The sequence below is a fragment of the Fictibacillus nanhaiensis genome (assembly GCF_019801215.1).
Classification (GTDB): domain Bacteria; phylum Bacillota; class Bacilli; order Bacillales; family Fictibacillaceae; genus Fictibacillus; species Fictibacillus nanhaiensis_C.
The window spans coordinates 18,544-34,390 of sequence record NZ_JAHVJO010000002.1 but is presented as its reverse complement, the minus strand read 5'-3'; the positions used below and the strand labels follow the sequence as shown (position 1 = coordinate 34,390).

The following is a 15,847-nucleotide window of genomic DNA, read 5'->3' as shown; positions in this document are numbered from 1 at the left end:
CTTGTCTGCATACATATGTAGATAAAGGGGGGTTACCTTTTGTTAAAACGAAGAAAAATGAAACTGCGAAAAGGACCGCTTCCTTTTCGGTTTGTGTTGCTGATTTCTTTTATCCTGTTTACGTTCATAACGATACAGGGACTTTGGATTGTAAATAGAGGCATTGAACCGACGCTAATGCTTATCGCTCAAAAGAAAACGGAAGAAATTGCAGCTTTAGCAATAAGTGAAGCGATTGATAATGAAATAGTAGGACCATCTGAAATGAGTGATATTATTGAGTATAAAACAGATAATGAAGGAAATGTTGTATTCGCAGGAATCAATCAGGCTGTCATTAACAGAGTAGCGAATCAGTCACAAAAAGTCGTACAAAAATATTTGAAAGAAATTGAAGAGGGGCGAGCACACGAAGTATTGGGTTCCGATGAGGTTGGGGTAAATTCTTATCAAAATGAACCAGGTGTGATCATGGAGATTCCACTCGGGCAGGCCACTCGAAACTCATTGCTTGCTAATCTAGGTCCTAAAATCCCGATAAAATTTATGCTTATTGGGGAAGCAAACACCGATATTGAAGAAAAAATCGAGAATTCAGGAATCAACAACACGTGGATCAATATTGATATTATTGTAACGGTAAAAACGCGAGTGGTTATTCCATTTGCTACTGAAACAACCGTTGTTAGAAGACCGATTAAGATTACTGCTCAGTTCATAAAAGGGGAAGTTCCTGTTTATTATAATCAATCTGGAGATCCTATACAGCCAACTGTTCCTATCGATCCAGATATTAGAGAAAAAGAAGATAAAAAGAAAAAGAAGAGCAAAGAAAGCTCGACAGAAGATGCTGGTGTAGAAGCTGCTGAGTTATAATCCTTTATTTAACAGTATGGAATAGTCTTGACCAAAAACTCAGCTTTGTTATAATTAAAATTGAATTTTTAATTTTATATGTCTTTAAGCCTATCACCGATGGGGTAGAGGAGCGGATTTTAATAGTACTTTTTCAGAGAGTGACGTCTGTGAAGAAAGAGGAAAGGAACTTCCGCCGAAGCAAAAGAAACAGTCTGTTCACTTTTGCTGGGTTTGCACTAAATAAGTGTAAAACTGTCACTGCAAGGGTAACAATGCAGTGGAGGACTACTGATCGATGAGGAAAACCATAAATTACTTAAGTGATTGATAGCAGGTTATTTCCTTGTCTATTAATCGCTTTTTATTTTGTCCTTTTTCCTCAACGTCCTGTATACACTCCTCAAATTGGATGGCTAATACAAAAAGGAGGAAGATCATGGAATTTGAGAATTCGATTTATTCATTAATCCCGCCCGTTTTAGCAATCTTAATGGTTATACTGACAAGAAGAGTGCTTGTTTCTCTTGGAACAGGTATTCTAGCCGGAGCATTGCTTCTGCATGATTTTAAGATCGGCGAGACATTAAAAGAAATTGGAACGATTGTAAAAGGACATTTCATCTCAGAAGGTGCTTTAAATGAATGGAACGTTTATATTTTGCTCTTTTTACTTATTTTAGGAATGATGACGAGCATCATTTCACTTGCAGGAGGAAGCCGTGCATTTGGTGAATGGGCCATTTCTCGTGTGAAGACAAGAAGAGGGGCACAACTCTTAACCGTCGTATTTGGACTTGTCATTTTTATTGATGATTATTTCAATTCATTAGCTGTCGGGAATGTTAGCAGACCCATTACGGACCGCCACCGGATCTCGCGCGCAAAACTCGCTTATTACTTGGATTCGACGGCTGCACCTGTTTGTGTCATCTCACCTGTTTCCAGCTGGGGAGCTTACATTATCGGGATCATTGGTACGATTTTTGCCACGCATGAGATTACAAACATTTCAGCTTTTAGTGCTTTTGTTCAAATGATTCCTTTGAATTTTTATGCAGTTTTTGCACTCTTGCTTGTTTTTGCTGTATCCTATTTTCAATTGGATTTCGGTCCGATGAAAAAGCATGAACACCGTGCTCTTGCAACAGGAGAAGTGATTGATCCTGAGAAAAAAGGAGCCATTGGTGAAGGGATTCAACTTGAAGAAAGCGATAAAGGAAAAGTAGGAGACCTTGTTTGGCCTATTCTCCTTTTAATCGTATCAACCGTTGGATTTATGATTTATACCGGCATTCAAAATGTAAGAGGTTTAGAAGAACCAACTGCTGTTACGCTATTATCTGTTTTTGAAAATACTGATGTGCCAAAATCACTTCTATATGGAGGATTAATCGGTTTAGTTGCAGCCATTCTTTTATTCTTGCCTAAAAAGATGGGTACTTCCACTTTTGTTAGAGGATTAGGAAGAGGAGTGCAATCCATGTGGGGAGCGGTAACGATTTTGCTGTTTGCATGGACAATCATTTCAATCATTGACAGTCTCGGTACAGGAAAGTATCTTGCTGGATTGGTTGATCAGCATATGAATCTTGCTTATCTGCCACTTGTGCTGTTTGTTTTATCCGGTTTGATGGCATTTGCTACAGGAACTTCTTGGGGTACATTTGGTGTTATGCTTCCGATTGGAGCTGAAATTGCTGCATCTACGAATATTGAACTAATGCTTCCTGTATTAGCAGCAGTACTTGCAGGTTCAGTGTTTGGTGACCATTGCTCTCCAATTTCTGATACAACCATTCTTTCTTCAACAGGAGCAGGAAGTCATCATATTGATCACGTCATAACTCAGCTGCCTTACAGCTTGATTGCAGCCGTTATATCTATGTTCGGTTATCTTGCACTTGGATTTACGGAAAGTGTATGGATAGGATTGCTCGTGTCAGCTATTGCGTTTGCTGTTTCGTTAGTCCTTTTACTAACATGGTCAAGTCAAAATACTGATACAGATGATACAATAAATGCTTAATAAGGGAGTGTCCGGTATATTAAACCGGGCACTTTTTCTTATATTTATACGACGTGTTTCCCTATATTACGACAAAATGACTAAAAACCTTTTGACAAAATTCAATATTTTGTAATATACTAAACACCGAATAGTCAGAAAAAAGTCATTATTGTAAAATTTTTGACATTATGAAAAGGGGGACACAACTATGGAAAATCGGCAACAATGGGGAAGCCGCTATGGATTTATTCTAGCTGCGGTTGGCTCTGCTATCGGATTGGGTAACATTTGGAGATTTCCAGCTGTTGCTTACGAGAATGGTGGAGGCGCGTTTTTTATCCCTTACCTAGTAGCACTATTAACGGCAGGTATTCCCTTATTGATCATGGAGTTTACACTAGGTCATAAGTACCGGGGTTCAGCTCCATTATCTTATTTCCGTCTTCATAAGAATGCGGAATGGCTTGGTTGGTGGCAAGTTTTTATTGCATTTGTCATCTCGACTTATTATGCCGTTATTATCGCTTATGCTCTAAAGTATTCCATTTATGGGCTCGACCTAACATGGGGAGACAAGCCTTCTGATTTTTTCTACGGAGAAGTCTTGCAGTTAAGTGCAAAACCAGGTGACATTGGCGGGATTGTGCCTGGAGTAGTCATTGCTCTTTTAATCGTTTGGGTAATTACCTTATTGGTTCTTTATAAAGGTATTGCAAAAGGAATTGAACGCTTTAATAAAATTTTTATTCCTGCTCTTGTTATTATGTTCTCATTAATCGTTATTCGTGCGTTAACACTTGATGGTGCTGGTCAAGGATTAAATACGTTCTTTACTCCGAACTGGAGTGCAATCGGCGACGGTAAGGTTTGGGTAGCGGCTTACGGTCAAATTTTCTTCTCATTATCCATTGCATTTGCAATTATGATTACGTATTCCAGCTATCTTCCTAAGAAATCTGATATTAATAACAATGCGTTCATTACGGGTTTTGCAAACTCAGGGTTTGAACTTCTTGCAGGTATCGGAGTTTTCGCTGCTTTAGGTTTCATGGCAGCACAGCAGGGTGTCCCGGTAGCTGAAGTTGTAAAGGGCGGAATCGGACTAGCGTTCGAAGTATTCCCTGCCATTATCAATGAGTTCCCTGGTTTTAACGCCTTTTTCGGAACGATGTTTTTCTTAACACTTGTGTTCGCAGGGATGACTTCCTTAATTTCTATCGTTGAGACGTATGTGTCAGCTCTGCAGGACAAGTTCGGCATCTCCCGTACAAAAGCGGTATTAATGGGTGGAGGAGTAGCCTCTTTAATCTCATTATTGTTTGCTACAAATGGTGGATTGTACATCCTAGATATCACGGATTATTACATCAATAACTTTGGTATTGCATTATCTGGTTTAATTGAAGTAGTCCTGATTGCGTGGTTCTTTAAACAGCTAAAAGGACTTCAAAATCACGCTAACGGGATTTCAGACTTGCGTACGGGTCTTTGGTGGAAAGCTTGCCTAGGCGTTGTAACGCCAATCCTTCTTGGATATATGATGTTTGATGCCATTAAGCAGAATGTATCAAAAAATTATGGCGACTATCCTACTGATCTGATTGTTTCCTACGGTCTGATCGTTGCGGTCGGAATTATCGTTCTTGGTTTCTTATTAAGCTTAGTAAAATGGAAGTCAGAAACAGTGGCAGCAAAAAAGGAGGTCAGCTGATATGACTGGTAGTGCGATTACAATGATGGTTATCGGCATGGTCATTCTATGGGGCGGGCTGATTGCAAGTATTGCTAATGTAGTTCGTGTTTCACGAAAAAAGTAATAAAAAAAGCTGGTTCTTCCACTTGAAGAATCAGCTTTTTTGTATGAAGAGTCATAAAAGGTGGCGTAGCGTACGCCCTGGGAGTTTTATGCTCTTCCTGAGGGTTTTATGCTCGTCCCGGGGATTTTATGCTCGCCCTGGGGATTTTATGCTCGCCATGGAGATTTTATGCTCGCTCTGGGGATTTTATGCTCGCCCTGGGGATTTTATGCTCGCTCTGGGAGTTTTATGCTCGCCCCGGAGAATTTATGCTCGTCCTGGGGGTTTTATGCTCGCCCTGGGAGTTTTATGTTCGCTCTGGGAGTTTTATGCTCTCCCCGGATGTTTTATGCTTGGCTGGAGGATTTACGAGCGAACCCAGAGGTTTACGAGCGATCCCAGAGGTTTACGAGCGGTTCCAGAGGTTTACGAGCGAACCCAGAGGTTTACGAGCAGTTCCAGAGGATTACGAGCGATTCCAGAGGTTTACGAGCGATTCCAGAGGATTACGAGCGGTTCCAGAGGGTTACGAGCGATTCCAGAGGATTTACGAGCGAACCCAGGGATTTACGAGCGAACTCAGGAATTTACGAGAGATTCCAAAGATTTACGAGCCATCACCATACTGTTCCCGATCTCCACAAACAAAAAAGAAGCGCATGGCTTCTTTTTTTACTTTCTTTTGTTATCCATTCGATCTTGCCGTTCCCACGCTTTTAAATACGGATAAGGGTCAAAAGCCCATTCGGTTATTCCGTTATCTCGATACATGCCAAAATGAAGATGTGGAGGGAATTTTCCAGACGTTCCGGGTGGTCCGTACCCCGAGCTTCCCACATAACCGATTACCATGCCAGGCTCCACTATCGTTCCTTTTTCGATGCCCTTATTAAAACTGCTCAAATGAGCGTAATAATGGTACACGTTATTAATATCTCTGATACCGATTCTCCAGCCGCCGAAACGGTTCCAGCCTTTAACTTCTACAACACCAAATGAAGCAGCCTTTACGGGCACTCCATAATCCGCAAAAATATCTGTACCTTCATGAATACGTAAACCACCGAACCCACGACGGTCACCCCATGTGTTGCGGTAGCTGTAGTTTGCTCTTAATGGTACAACAAAGCTGTGTTTATCTAATGAAACGGTGCCATAGGATTGATAAATCTTTGCATTTTCCATAATAATATCTACCGCTTTATCTCGCTGGTAATAACTCCAAAGTCCAATTCTAAAATTTTCAATGTCATGTCCATGTTTTTGGATGATGTCAGCAAACGTAAACAGAATATCTTCGTCGTTATTGCGGTCTGCAATGCCATCATTATTGCCGTCTTTACCAATGCCCCCGAACATGGCGATTCTTTCTGGATTTGTATCATCCATCTTGGGATTGATGGGTCCAGACCATTGAAGAGGCGAAAAATATATGCCTACTAACCCCTTTCTCGCTGGAAGATCTCTGCGGGCTTTTCTGACACTGCGTTCGTATTGATCTACCCCAGCAAAATAATGCCATGGAATAAGGGTTACGGACTCCATTTTTTTATAGAGGCTTAGCCTATCCACATCTTCTTTCGTAAATCGCTCGGCTGCCTCGCTAATTCTTTCGGGAAGAAAGGTCACAAGAAGGGCTGCCAGAGTGAGGAACAGGATTATGAATTTCCTCATACGTTCCAAACCACTCCTTTCTTTCTTTTACCATTAGTTTGTTGAATTTAGTAAAAAACATGAAGGAAAAATGTTGGAAAAAACTCTTGTTTGGAGTTTTGGCTGTCATATGGTAGAGTATTGATGATGAAGAATACCTAAATTGGTGTTAAAACGTGTAATTTAATGACTTTCATTATGTAAGAAAAGACCTAGAAAATTTGGGGTGATGATGATGGCGAAAAAAGAAGAATATCAACGTAAACCGGAATGGTTAAAAATAAAGCTAAATACGAATGAAAACTATAAAGAATTAAAGAAAATGATGCGCGAAAAGAAGCTACATACGGTATGTGAAGAAGCGAAATGTCCAAATATTCATGAATGTTGGGCAGTGCGTAAAACAGCGACATTTATGATTCTAGGGGATATCTGTACCCGTGCGTGCCGTTTTTGTGCAGTTAAAACAGGCTTGCCAACAGAATTAGATCTGGAGGAGCCAGGGCGTGTTGCCGAATCTGTAGAACAAATGGGACTTAAACATGTGGTTATTACAGCTGTTGCCCGTGATGATCTGAAGGACGGAGGAGCATATGTTTTTGCTGAAACCGTACGGGCTGTCAGATCGCGTAATCCATTTTGTTCCATTGAAGTTCTTCCATCTGATATGCTTGGTGACTTCGATGCGTTAAAAACGTTGATGGATGCTAAACCTGATATTATGAATCACAATATTGAAACAGTAAGACGCCTTTCACCAAGAGTTCGTGCACGCGCTACGTATGACAGAACGATGGAGTTCTTAAGACGTGCAAAAGAAATGAATTCAAACATCCCTACAAAATCAAGCCTAATGATCGGTCTTGGTGAAACGTGGGAGGAAATCATTGAGACAATGGATGATCTTCGTTCGAATAACGTAGATATTATGACGATTGGTCAATATCTACAGCCTACGAAGAAACACTTGAAAGTTCAAAAATATTATACGCCTGAAGAGTTTAAAGAATTACGAGATATCGCGTTCAGCAAGGGCTTCAAACATTGTGAATCAGGTCCTCTCGTTCGTTCATCTTATCACGCAGATGAACAAGTTAATGCAGCAGCACAAAACGCTTAAAAGAAAAAAGACCAGAAGCAATAATCTGCTTCTGGTTTTTATTTTCCTTCCATTTTACTGCGCATGTTATTGGTTTCACCGTTCATTTCGCCGTTTTCGTTCTCTCCATAGTTCCATTTTTTACCTTGTGGTGCTTTTTTCATCTCTTGTATTAACTGGTCAATAATTCCTTCAATATCTTCCGTATCATTATTTAGCCCTTGATATTGCTCGATTTTATCGATCATGCCTTTTTCGTCCGTCACATAAACATGATAATATCGAGGAACTACAGAAAAGGCAGTCATTTTAACTTGGTCTGCAGCTGCATTCCGATCTTTGTTTGTCGTCTTATATCCGATCAACACTTCTTCGTCCGTCACGAGTGTTCCTACATCTTTTATATCCGGTAATTGCAGGGCCATATCTGAAATCATGTCTGCAAGCTTCTGGCGATTTAAGTAAGGTACATTATTTCCAGATTTCACTTTATCCCCAGACATATGACGCATATATCCGAAATCCCCGTAATTTTGGTTGTTGCCAATCCGATTCTCATCTTTTACATTTACTTTTGAAAACTTATATTCTTCGCCCATCTTCTTCTGGTCACCACCGCCACATCCCGCAAGAATGATGGAGAACACCAGAAGCATTCCTAATTTTTTCACAGGTCTTTCACCTCCTTATTCATTAGAATGACCTTAAATGCATTTCTTTTACAAAGAAATTGTTGGCTGTAAACTGCAGAAACATGGTAAAATAAGTATCAGGAAATGAGGTGAAGCATTTTTGATTACAGTTGGTAATTATTCCTATGAAGTGATTGAAGATGTACGTGAAGCCTTTAATGAGGAACAATTTAAAGCGCGCTACAGTGAAATTTTACATAAATACGATTATATTGTTGGTGATCTCGGATACGAACAGCTTCGTTTGCGTGGATTTTTTGAAGATAACCACGAAAAAGCTACGTTCGATACGAAAATCAGCACATTGCCGGAATACATTTATGAATATTGCAATTTCGGATGTCCGTATTTTGTGTTAAAAAAAGTAAACCCCTGATTAAATAAACTCAGGGGTTTTTCTTATGCTAGCCACGAGAATTTTCATACGGCTCTTGAGTATGACGCTCTGGATCATCATGGGTAGGATGAGCTCCAGGGTCCTGTCGTTCTAACCCTTCGTGCAGGTTTTTGTTTTCGTAGTTAAAGGCACTATAATAGCGCTGGTTCTCTTTCCAAGGGGTTGACTTGCCAAGAGCCCTATTCACTGGAGAACCATATGGACCCTCAGGCAGATCCTCAGGGAGAACATAATTGCGTCCGGTCTCAACATTCGAAAAATCCGTATACTCATTGTTTTCTTTTTCGAACAAAAAAACCATCCTCTCATAGGCCAGTTTAGGATAAAGATATCCTTAACTTCAGTTTATCCTACAGTGGATGATTCATTTCTTGGTACATTTTGATTGTTTTGATTAAACCACTTCCGCTAAAAAATCACGGAGCTCCATAGCGTCTTCTTCTGTCAAATTAAATGCGTGTTCAAGGTATCCCTCTTCTTCCAAATCATCTTGACCAATAATTGCGAAATGGCTGCCAAGCATATTTAAAACGAGTGATTTCCCATAATGACGGTTTGATTTTACGATAGCAAGATCAAAACGTGTATTTTTCCCCATAAAGCTAACAAAGCGTGTTTCCGTTTTTTCAGTATCGTCGTATAAGAAAAATGTTTCTTCTGACATGTGTAGTGCCTCCTTAAACCCATATGTTTTATTTTTGATTGATAGGATAAATGATTGCTCCCTTTTTATGTTACACTTTACTTGAGAAACTTACAAAAGGTGATGGCTATGTATTTTGTTGACCGCAATAAAATAAGCAAACATTTAGAGTATATGAGTGCTTTGTTAAAGACATTTAACAGTATGTCTTACCCAGAAAGCCGCATTGAAATCCTTGCAGTTGAAAGAATCGGACATTTACTTATCGAATCGATGATGGATGTAGGAAACATGATTATCGATGGATTTATTATGCGTGATCCAGGCAGTTTTGAAGATATATTAGATATCCTTATCGATGAAAACGTAATTCCGCCTGAAGAAGGAACATCTTTAAAGAAGGTCGTTGCACTTCGAAAAGCACTCGTTCAAGAATATCCGCAAGCAGAGGTAAAGCAAACCTTTGATACGATAACCTCTCAGCTTACAGAACTTACAGCATTTCCGCATCATATCAAAAGGTACTTAGAAGAGGAGCTTGGACCAGTCTCGGCCTTCTTACCAGAATAAACATGTATAGTTTTTATACATTTATATTTAAAAATGTACGTTTTGCTGGATTTACGGTAAAATGATAAAAAAGGATGGTGATGACCGTGAAGAATCACACCTCAACTCGTGATGAAATCATCTATCTTTTAAAAAGAAATAAAAGGATGACTGTTACGGAGATGGCTAAATCCCTAGGGATAACTGAAATGGCCGTAAGACGCCATCTTAATACGTTAGAACGGGACCATGTGATTGAAACCACGCTAGTTCGTCAGGCAATGGGAAGACCCATTCACTTTTATCATTTGTCAGCTGTTGGAGACGAACAATTCCCACGAAACTATTCCGGTCTGACCGTTGACTTCTTAAAGGATATCGAAGAGATGGACGGAACCCACACCGTTGATAGATTATTTAAACGACGAGAAAATCGTCTGCAGGATAAATATAAAGACCGGATGAATACCCTCACTCGCTTTGAAGAGAAGGTTAATGAACTTGCAAATATTCAAAATGAAGCAGGATACATGGTCGATTGGAAAAAGGGTGAAGAGGCTGGCACATATGTGCTAACAGAGTACAACTGTCCGATTGCTATGGTCGCCAATGAATACCAACAAGCTTGTTCATGCGAGCTCTCTCTTTTTAAGAGAATGTTAAACACCGATGATATCGAACGAAAAACATGTATGGCAAAAGGCGGAGATTATTGCTGTTATGTCATAAAAGAAGATAAGCTTACATCTGAAGTGTAGAAATCCCTTCAGGTGTGTTTTTTTTGCTCAGGGCACATGATAAGGATACTAAAGGAGAGAGTTTAAATGAAAGCATATAAAGGATTTTTGATTGATTTAGATGGAACAATGTATAGAGGAACAGAAAAAATTCAAGAAGCGGTCGACTTTGTAAAAAAACTAAATCAGGCTGATCTTCCGTATCTATTCGTAACCAACAATTCTTCAAAGACAAAAGAACAAGTCAGTGATGTGCTAAAGGGATTTGATATTCCAGCGACATCTGAGCATGTGTTTACGACAAGCATGGCTACAGCCAGCTATGTTTCTCAAGCTAAAAAGAATGCTACTGTTTATTGCATCGGTGAGGATGGTATTAAACAAGCACTTATAGAAGAAGGGTTGGCACTTGTTGACGAGAACCCAGATTTCGTTGTTATCGGAATTGATAGATCGATCACTTATGAAAAACTGGCAAAAGCTTGCTTGGCGGTAAGAAATGGAGCGACATTCATTTCAACGAATGGTGACATTGCCCTGCCTACTGAAAGAGGTCTTCTGCCTGGCAACGGTTCATTAACGTCAGTTGTGACGGTTTCAACGCAAACAGAGCCAATTTTTATCGGAAAGCCAGAATCAGTCATTATGGAGATGGCATTAGAGGCGTTGGGGACAAAAAAAGAAGAGACCCTTATGATTGGGGACAACTACCAAACAGATATTTTAGCTGGCATACGAGCTGGATTAGACACATTACTCGTTCATACGGGAGTTACAACAAAAAAGCACCTAGAAGATATCGAGATCCATCCTACCTACACTGTAGACGGATTGGATGAATGGGAAATGAAATAAGAAACAAAAAAGGGCTTAAGGCAAAAGAACTTGTTCTCTTGTCTCTAAGCCCTATTATTAATCCTCGTTAGCTGCTCTGTGAGCAAGTCGACTTGAAGCTGCTGCCGCGATTGCACCTACAATATCATCTAAGAACGTGTGAACCTTACCTGAAGATTTGTCGTTTAACTTTTCTAAAATACCCGGTTTTTGCTTATCGATAAAACCGTAATTTGTAAAACCGATGGAACCATATATATTTACGATGGATAATGCGATTACTTCATCGATGCCATATAAACTTTCATCTCTAGCCAATATTTCCTGTAGTGGATGTTCCAGTTTTTTTTCTTCAGTTAAAACATCGAGCGCGATGCCGGTAAGTATGGCATTTTGCACTTCTCGTTTTGCAATTACTCTTTCAACATTATCCCTGCAGATGTCCATTTTCAAGTCAGGATGATAGGGGACTTGGAGGAAATAAACAAGTTCAGCAATATCGTTTACCGTAACGCCCCGTTCGTTCAGCAGTTTGCGTGCTGTTTCTTCGACATTTTCCACTTTTTTGTTTGGCATCCCTGTACTCCTTTTCTCAGATAGTCTGCTCAGCTTTGTATAGTATATGTTTCCATGATAAAGTTATGAATTTAACAAAAAAAGCTAACCACTTCGCCTATATGGGCATACAATGATGTATCCATAAATGCGGATGTGTAACGAACACTTTTGGTTACGCATAAAAGCCGCAGGAAAGCTGATAGGTGGGGGGATCGCCTTTGTTTGAAAGAGATATTTTTCATCATTACCAACTTGTCTGTGAAGAAAGAAGATCAGATGCAGGGTACCGTACATTTTTCTGTAGGGGAGATCAATATATTGTAATTCCTCAACAACAAATGACTTATGAAAAGTTACAGGAAATGACATTCATCAGTGATTATCTCCAACAACGCGGAGAGAGCCAGTTACCTGTATTGCAGCCAACCATTACAAATATGCCAAGTGCTTATGTAGATGGTGAATCAGTCATCCTCTTTAAAATGGGTCATAAAAAGGGAGAACAACGGAATGATTCATTAGGTTCAGAGTTGGCTGAATTTCATAAACGCGGAAAAGGACTGGAACAATATTATCCTGTCCAGCAAGTTGCATATGGACAGTGGCCACAACTATGGATCAACCGTGTTGATGAGATGCACAATCAGTACGCGGAGGTTGCAGCAAGAAAACAAAAAAATGACTTTGATCATCTTTTCTTAACAACATTTCCGTATTATGAAGGACTCGCAGAAAATGCTATCCAATATATCACCGACTATCAATTAGAGAGAGGTCCTAGAGGAATAGGTTCTGCAGCGATCTGTTATGATCGGTTCAATGAACGATCGTGGATCCGTACTTCAAACGGATACATCAAAATTCCTGTTGGTTGGGTAGTTGATAGTCCGATGAGAGATTTGGCGGAATGTATAAGAGAAAAAATTTATCAGTCTCAGTTCAGAAACGATGAAGTCATGAATTTGATTGACGAATATGAAAAAGTTAAGCCGTTATCAAAAGGGGCTTGGAGATTGTTGTATGGCCGTCTTTTATTTCCTTCTCAATATTTTGATACGGTAGAAGGTCACTATAATAATGAGCGGGAGATTGGAAAGGAACTTTACGTACGCCGCTTTACTGACTTAATCTCGTATGAAAGACAGAATGAATACTTCTTGAAAAGCTTTTTCAGATCGATTGGATTGCCTGTTCAAGAATTGAATATCCCTGTTGTTGACTGGTTAGTTCCAATGATTTGAAGAAAGGGCTCTATTGCAGAGCCCTTTTTTTACGTGTATAAAACACTGTAGCAAATAGGGAGTGTACTTTCATTTCTTAGCCTCACATGAGAAAATAAAAGGTAAGGAGTGAAAACGGATGCATAAACCATATGTGTATATTACACGAAAATTACCAGAAGAAACTCTTTCGTCGCTACGAGAAGTTGCTGAAATAGGTATGTGGCCATTTGAAGAAGAAGCTGTACCTCGCCATGTTCTATTTCAAGAAGCGAAAAAAGCAAACGGATTATTAACGATGTTATCTGACAAAATTGATGATGAACTCATGGCACAGTCCCCATCTTTAAAAGTTATAGCGAATCTGGCAGTAGGATATGACAACATTGATATCGATGCAGCCAAAAAGAAAGGCATTGCTGTATGTAATACACCTGATGTATTAACGGATTCCACTGCCGATTTGACCTTCTCATTAATTTTGGCAACGGCGAGACGAATCGTAGAGTCCGCACTGTATGTAAAAGAAGGAAAATGGAACAGTTGGGGTCCTCTGTTACTGGCCGGGGCAGACGTTCATCATAAAACCATTGGAATCGTTGGGATGGGAAGAATTGGTGAAGCAGTTGCAAGGCGAGCAAAAGGCTTTGACATGAATATTTTATATCACAACCGTAACCGTAAACTCCATACAGAATCAGGATTAGGTGCTACATATAAGGAGTTTCATGATCTCTTAAAAGAGTCTGATTTTGTTGTATGTTTAGCACCACTCACGGCAGAAACAAGAGGAATGTTCAATCGTGAAGCCTTTCAATTCATGAAAAAAAGCGCCATCTTCATAAATGCAGGAAGAGGTGCATCTGTAGATGAAAAAGCATTAATAGAAGCCCTTCAGAATAAAACAATCGTTGGAGCTGGATTAGATGTTTATGTGGAAGAACCAATCGATCCTCAACACCCGCTTCTGTCAATGAGTCAAGTTGTAGCTTTGCCGCATATAGGAAGTGCAAGTGTTGAAACAAGAATGAAAATGGCAGAACTTGCTGCTCGAAACATCGCAAAAAAATTAAGCGGAGAAGAACCAGAAACTCAAGTTTTATAAGGGGCGAGAAATATGATGAATCCACTTGAGGGGAAAACCGCAATTGTTACAGGAGCAAGCCGGTTAAACGGGATCGGTGCAGCAACGTGTATCAAACTTGCAGAAAAAGGCGCAAATATCTATTTTACGACATGGGATTCATACGATAGAAAGATGTATGGAGATAGTCATGAAAGCCATAGTGAGGCACTTGTTGGAAAAATCCGTGAGTTTGGTGTACATGCTCATTTTAAAGAAGTTGATTTAGCCGTTCCTGAAAATATTTCAAAATTATTTGATTCTGTAGAAGAGAAACTAGGCTCTCCACATATTCTTGTCAATAATGCTTGTTTTTCACAAAACCATACTTGGGAAGATACGACAGAGGAGATCCTAGACCGTCATTACGAAATAAACATTCGTGCAACGACTTTAATGAGTATAGAATTCGCTAAACGTTTTTCAGGTAAAAGAGGCAGTATCATTCATTTAACTTCCGGTCAGTCAAAAGGTCCAATGACCGGTGAACTTGCTTACGCAGCTACTAAAGGGGCGGTAGACGCACTCACCGTTACATTAGCAGCTGAGCTCGGTCCTAAAGGGATCACAGTGAATGCTGTTAATCCGGGACCTACTGATACGGGTTGGATGACACATGCAATTGGAGAACATTTGTTACAGAAGTTTCCGCTAGGCAGAATCGGTAAACCAGATGATGCCGCAAGATTAATCGCCTTTTTAGCCACTCCAGAAGGTGAATGGGTTACGGGACAGATTATCCATTCAGAAGGTGGATTTTTAAGACAATAAGAGCTTATACCATAAAGCAATTATTTGTTAGCAGATCGTTTGTCTTGTGTGAATCTGGCCCATTTATTATCAAAAAAAAATAAAAAAACAAAAGCCGCTCTTTAAAGAGCGGCTTTAACCATTAAAAGACTTGTTCTAATTCAACGACACCAGGAACTTCTTCAAGAAGTGCACGTTCGATACCCGCTTTTAATGTGATCGTGGAACTTGGGCAGCTTCCGCAAGCACCCATAAGGCGTACTTTTACGACACCTTCTTCAATATCCACTAATTCTACGTCTCCTCCATCACGAAGAAGGAACGGGCGTAATTTATCAAGAACTTCTTCTACTTGTTCACGCATTTCTAAGTTTTGAGTTTCAGCCATAGCTATCAAGGCTCCTTTCTTAAAAAGAACTTATCTTTAGTATACGGGATATAGAATAAAAAATCCATGAGCATGCATCATGATATTTGTTCCTTTTTCTTTCTGAAAAAATAAGGTATGATGGAAACAAATAAAGCGCATACACGAGAGGTGAGTCTTCATGAATAATTCCCTTATTATTAAAGTATACGGAGCTGAACAAAAATGTGCGAGCTGTGTACATTTGCCTTCAGCAAAGGAAACGGCAGAATGGCTGGAAGCAGCAATCTCTAGGAAGTATCCAAACACCGTATTTCAAGTTCTTTATATAGATATGGAAAAGCCAGAAAATGAAGCAGATCAAGCCTTTTCAGAACGAATCATAGAAGAAGACCTTTTTTATCCAGTAGTTGTCATTGATGGTGAGGTTGTTGCAGAAGGTAACCCAAACTTAAAATCCATCTATCATATCATTGAACAAAACGGTTATGGCGCTGTAAGTTAAGCGCCTCTTTTTTTTGTTCTGGGTTTGTACACATGCTTTCCGTCTTTTCTTCGAATAG

19 protein-coding genes and 1 riboswitch are annotated in these 15,847 nt (G+C 39.7%); of the genes, 13 read left to right on the top strand and 6 right to left on the bottom strand.

Features of this window, described 5'->3' with window-relative positions; translation table 11 throughout:
- Window positions 1-39: 39 nt before the first annotated feature.
- The 4 genes from yunB (at window position 40) to KUV80_RS08695 (ending at window position 4,683) form a co-directional block, all read left to right on the top strand.
- Complete coding sequence (gene yunB, locus KUV80_RS08710; RefSeq protein WP_222462337.1) at window positions 40-876, top strand: sporulation protein YunB; 837 nt, start codon at window positions 40-42, stop codon at window positions 874-876.
- Between the two features lie 97 nt (window positions 877-973).
- Window positions 974-1,154: riboswitch (Lysine riboswitch) on the top strand.
- Window positions 1,155-1,294: 140 nt separating this feature from the next.
- Window positions 1,295-2,884: a Na+/H+ antiporter NhaC family protein gene (locus KUV80_RS08705; protein WP_222462336.1), complete on the top strand. Its 1,590-nt coding sequence runs from the start codon at window positions 1,295-1,297 to the stop codon at window positions 2,882-2,884.
- A gap of 190 nt (window positions 2,885-3,074) precedes the next feature.
- Window positions 3,075-4,577 (top strand): sodium-dependent transporter, encoded by a 1,503-nt coding sequence (locus tag KUV80_RS08700; protein WP_222462335.1) that lies wholly within the window; start codon window positions 3,075-3,077, stop codon window positions 4,575-4,577.
- A 1-nt stretch (window position 4,578) separates the two neighbouring features.
- Entirely contained in the window at window positions 4,579-4,683 is a 105-nt protein-coding gene (locus KUV80_RS08695; protein WP_222462334.1) for a methionine/alanine import family NSS transporter small subunit, read from the top strand.
- A 651-nt stretch (window positions 4,684-5,334) separates the two neighbouring features.
- Here the strand turns inward: KUV80_RS08695 and KUV80_RS08690 are convergent.
- The gene (locus tag KUV80_RS08690) at window positions 5,335-6,336 is read right to left on the bottom strand and encodes a M23 family metallopeptidase (RefSeq protein ID WP_222462333.1); all 1,002 of its coding nucleotides are present in this window, start codon (window positions 6,334-6,336) and stop codon (window positions 5,335-5,337) included.
- Window positions 6,337-6,550: 214 nt separating this feature from the next.
- Between KUV80_RS08690 and lipA the strand changes: the two genes are divergently transcribed.
- Window positions 6,551-7,435 carry a lipoyl synthase gene (gene lipA, locus KUV80_RS08685; protein ID WP_222462332.1) on the top strand — a complete coding sequence of 295 codons (885 nt, stop codon included), beginning with the start codon at window positions 6,551-6,553 and terminating at the stop codon, window positions 7,433-7,435.
- A 38-nt stretch (window positions 7,436-7,473) separates the two neighbouring features.
- Here lipA and KUV80_RS08680 read toward each other — a convergent pair whose 3' ends face one another.
- Entirely contained in the window at window positions 7,474-8,085 is a 612-nt protein-coding gene (locus KUV80_RS08680; RefSeq protein ID WP_222462331.1) for a YhcN/YlaJ family sporulation lipoprotein, read from the bottom strand.
- Window positions 8,086-8,206: 121 nt separating this feature from the next.
- Between KUV80_RS08680 and KUV80_RS08675 the strand changes: the two genes are divergently transcribed.
- Window positions 8,207-8,482, top strand: coding sequence for a YutD family protein (locus KUV80_RS08675; protein ID WP_077359566.1), 276 nt, complete (start codon window positions 8,207-8,209; stop codon window positions 8,480-8,482).
- A 28-nt stretch (window positions 8,483-8,510) separates the two neighbouring features.
- On the opposite strand, the gene KUV80_RS08670 is transcribed toward KUV80_RS08675, so the two are convergent.
- Together KUV80_RS08670 and KUV80_RS08665 are read right to left on the bottom strand one after the other, a co-directional pair.
- Complete coding sequence (locus KUV80_RS08670) at window positions 8,511-8,804, bottom strand: hypothetical protein (RefSeq protein WP_222462330.1); 294 nt, start codon at window positions 8,802-8,804, stop codon at window positions 8,511-8,513.
- A 93-nt stretch (window positions 8,805-8,897) separates the two neighbouring features.
- The gene (locus KUV80_RS08665; RefSeq protein ID WP_222462329.1) at window positions 8,898-9,167 is read right to left on the bottom strand and encodes a DUF3055 domain-containing protein; all 270 of its coding nucleotides are present in this window, start codon (window positions 9,165-9,167) and stop codon (window positions 8,898-8,900) included.
- A gap of 153 nt (window positions 9,168-9,320) precedes the next feature.
- Between KUV80_RS08665 and KUV80_RS08660 the strand changes: the two genes are divergently transcribed.
- From KUV80_RS08660 to KUV80_RS08650, 3 genes are all read left to right on the top strand, one after another.
- Window positions 9,321-9,716 carry a DUF86 domain-containing protein gene (locus KUV80_RS08660; protein ID WP_425308783.1) on the top strand — a complete coding sequence of 132 codons (396 nt, stop codon included), beginning with the start codon at window positions 9,321-9,323 and terminating at the stop codon, window positions 9,714-9,716.
- 80 nt (window positions 9,717-9,796) lie between these two features.
- On the top strand, window positions 9,797-10,453 hold the full coding sequence (locus KUV80_RS08655) for a helix-turn-helix transcriptional regulator (RefSeq protein WP_246625133.1): 657 nt from the start codon (window positions 9,797-9,799) through the stop codon (window positions 10,451-10,453).
- Between the two features lie 66 nt (window positions 10,454-10,519).
- Window positions 10,520-11,287 (top strand): TIGR01457 family HAD-type hydrolase, encoded by a 768-nt coding sequence (locus KUV80_RS08650; protein ID WP_222462326.1) that lies wholly within the window; start codon window positions 10,520-10,522, stop codon window positions 11,285-11,287.
- 57 nt (window positions 11,288-11,344) lie between these two features.
- On the opposite strand, the gene KUV80_RS08645 is transcribed toward KUV80_RS08650, so the two are convergent.
- Entirely contained in the window at window positions 11,345-11,842 is a 498-nt protein-coding gene (locus KUV80_RS08645) for a phosphatidylglycerophosphatase A family protein (RefSeq protein ID WP_222462325.1), read from the bottom strand.
- Window positions 11,843-12,042: 200 nt separating this feature from the next.
- On the opposite strand from KUV80_RS08645, the gene yutH reads away from it, so the two are divergent.
- The 3 genes from yutH (at window position 12,043) to KUV80_RS08630 (ending at window position 14,938) form a co-directional block, all read left to right on the top strand.
- Complete coding sequence (gene yutH / locus KUV80_RS08640; protein WP_222462324.1) at window positions 12,043-13,065, top strand: spore coat putative kinase YutH; 1,023 nt, start codon at window positions 12,043-12,045, stop codon at window positions 13,063-13,065.
- Window positions 13,066-13,183: 118 nt separating this feature from the next.
- Window positions 13,184-14,149, top strand: coding sequence for a 2-hydroxyacid dehydrogenase (locus KUV80_RS08635; protein WP_222462323.1), 966 nt, complete (start codon window positions 13,184-13,186; stop codon window positions 14,147-14,149).
- A 15-nt stretch (window positions 14,150-14,164) separates the two neighbouring features.
- The gene (locus KUV80_RS08630) at window positions 14,165-14,938 is read left to right on the top strand and encodes an SDR family oxidoreductase (protein ID WP_222463112.1); all 774 of its coding nucleotides are present in this window, start codon (window positions 14,165-14,167) and stop codon (window positions 14,936-14,938) included.
- A gap of 121 nt (window positions 14,939-15,059) precedes the next feature.
- On the opposite strand, the gene KUV80_RS08625 is transcribed toward KUV80_RS08630, so the two are convergent.
- Complete coding sequence (locus KUV80_RS08625; protein ID WP_066238880.1) at window positions 15,060-15,305, bottom strand: NifU family protein; 246 nt, start codon at window positions 15,303-15,305, stop codon at window positions 15,060-15,062.
- Window positions 15,306-15,465: 160 nt separating this feature from the next.
- Between KUV80_RS08625 and KUV80_RS08620 the strand changes: the two genes are divergently transcribed.
- Window positions 15,466-15,789 carry a YuzD family protein gene (locus KUV80_RS08620; RefSeq protein WP_222462322.1) on the top strand — a complete coding sequence of 108 codons (324 nt, stop codon included), beginning with the start codon at window positions 15,466-15,468 and terminating at the stop codon, window positions 15,787-15,789.
- Window positions 15,790-15,847: the final 58 nt, after the last annotated feature.

Coding starts and splice junctions, on each gene's coding strand:
- KUV80_RS08705 (WP_222462336.1), top strand. CDS start 1,295: ATGGAATTTGAGAATTCGATTTATTCATTAATCCCGCCCGTTTTAGCA.
- KUV80_RS08700 (WP_222462335.1), top strand. CDS start 3,075: ATGGAAAATCGGCAACAATGGGGAAGCCGCTATGGATTTATTCTAGCT.
- KUV80_RS08695 (WP_222462334.1), top strand. CDS start 4,579: ATGACTGGTAGTGCGATTACAATGATGGTTATCGGCATGGTCATTCTA.
- KUV80_RS08690 (WP_222462333.1), bottom strand. CDS start 6,336: ATGAGGAAATTCATAATCCTGTTCCTCACTCTGGCAGCCCTTCTTGTG.
- lipA (WP_222462332.1), top strand. CDS start 6,551: ATGGCGAAAAAAGAAGAATATCAACGTAAACCGGAATGGTTAAAAATA.
- KUV80_RS08670 (WP_222462330.1), bottom strand. CDS start 8,804: ATGGTTTTTTTGTTCGAAAAAGAAAACAATGAGTATACGGATTTTTCG.
- KUV80_RS08665 (WP_222462329.1), bottom strand. CDS start 9,167: ATGTCAGAAGAAACATTTTTCTTATACGACGATACTGAAAAAACGGAA.
- KUV80_RS08660 (WP_425308783.1), top strand. CDS start 9,321: ATGAGTGCTTTGTTAAAGACATTTAACAGTATGTCTTACCCAGAAAGC.
- KUV80_RS08655 (WP_246625133.1), top strand. CDS start 9,797: ATGACCGTGAAGAATCACACCTCAACTCGTGATGAAATCATCTATCTT.
- KUV80_RS08650 (WP_222462326.1), top strand. CDS start 10,520: ATGAAAGCATATAAAGGATTTTTGATTGATTTAGATGGAACAATGTAT.
- KUV80_RS08645 (WP_222462325.1), bottom strand. CDS start 11,842: ATGCCAAACAAAAAAGTGGAAAATGTCGAAGAAACAGCACGCAAACTG.
- KUV80_RS08635 (WP_222462323.1), top strand. CDS start 13,184: ATGCATAAACCATATGTGTATATTACACGAAAATTACCAGAAGAAACT.
- KUV80_RS08630 (WP_222463112.1), top strand. CDS start 14,165: ATGAATCCACTTGAGGGGAAAACCGCAATTGTTACAGGAGCAAGCCGG.
- KUV80_RS08625 (WP_066238880.1), bottom strand. CDS start 15,305: ATGGCTGAAACTCAAAACTTAGAAATGCGTGAACAAGTAGAAGAAGTT.
- KUV80_RS08620 (WP_222462322.1), top strand. CDS start 15,466: ATGAATAATTCCCTTATTATTAAAGTATACGGAGCTGAACAAAAATGT.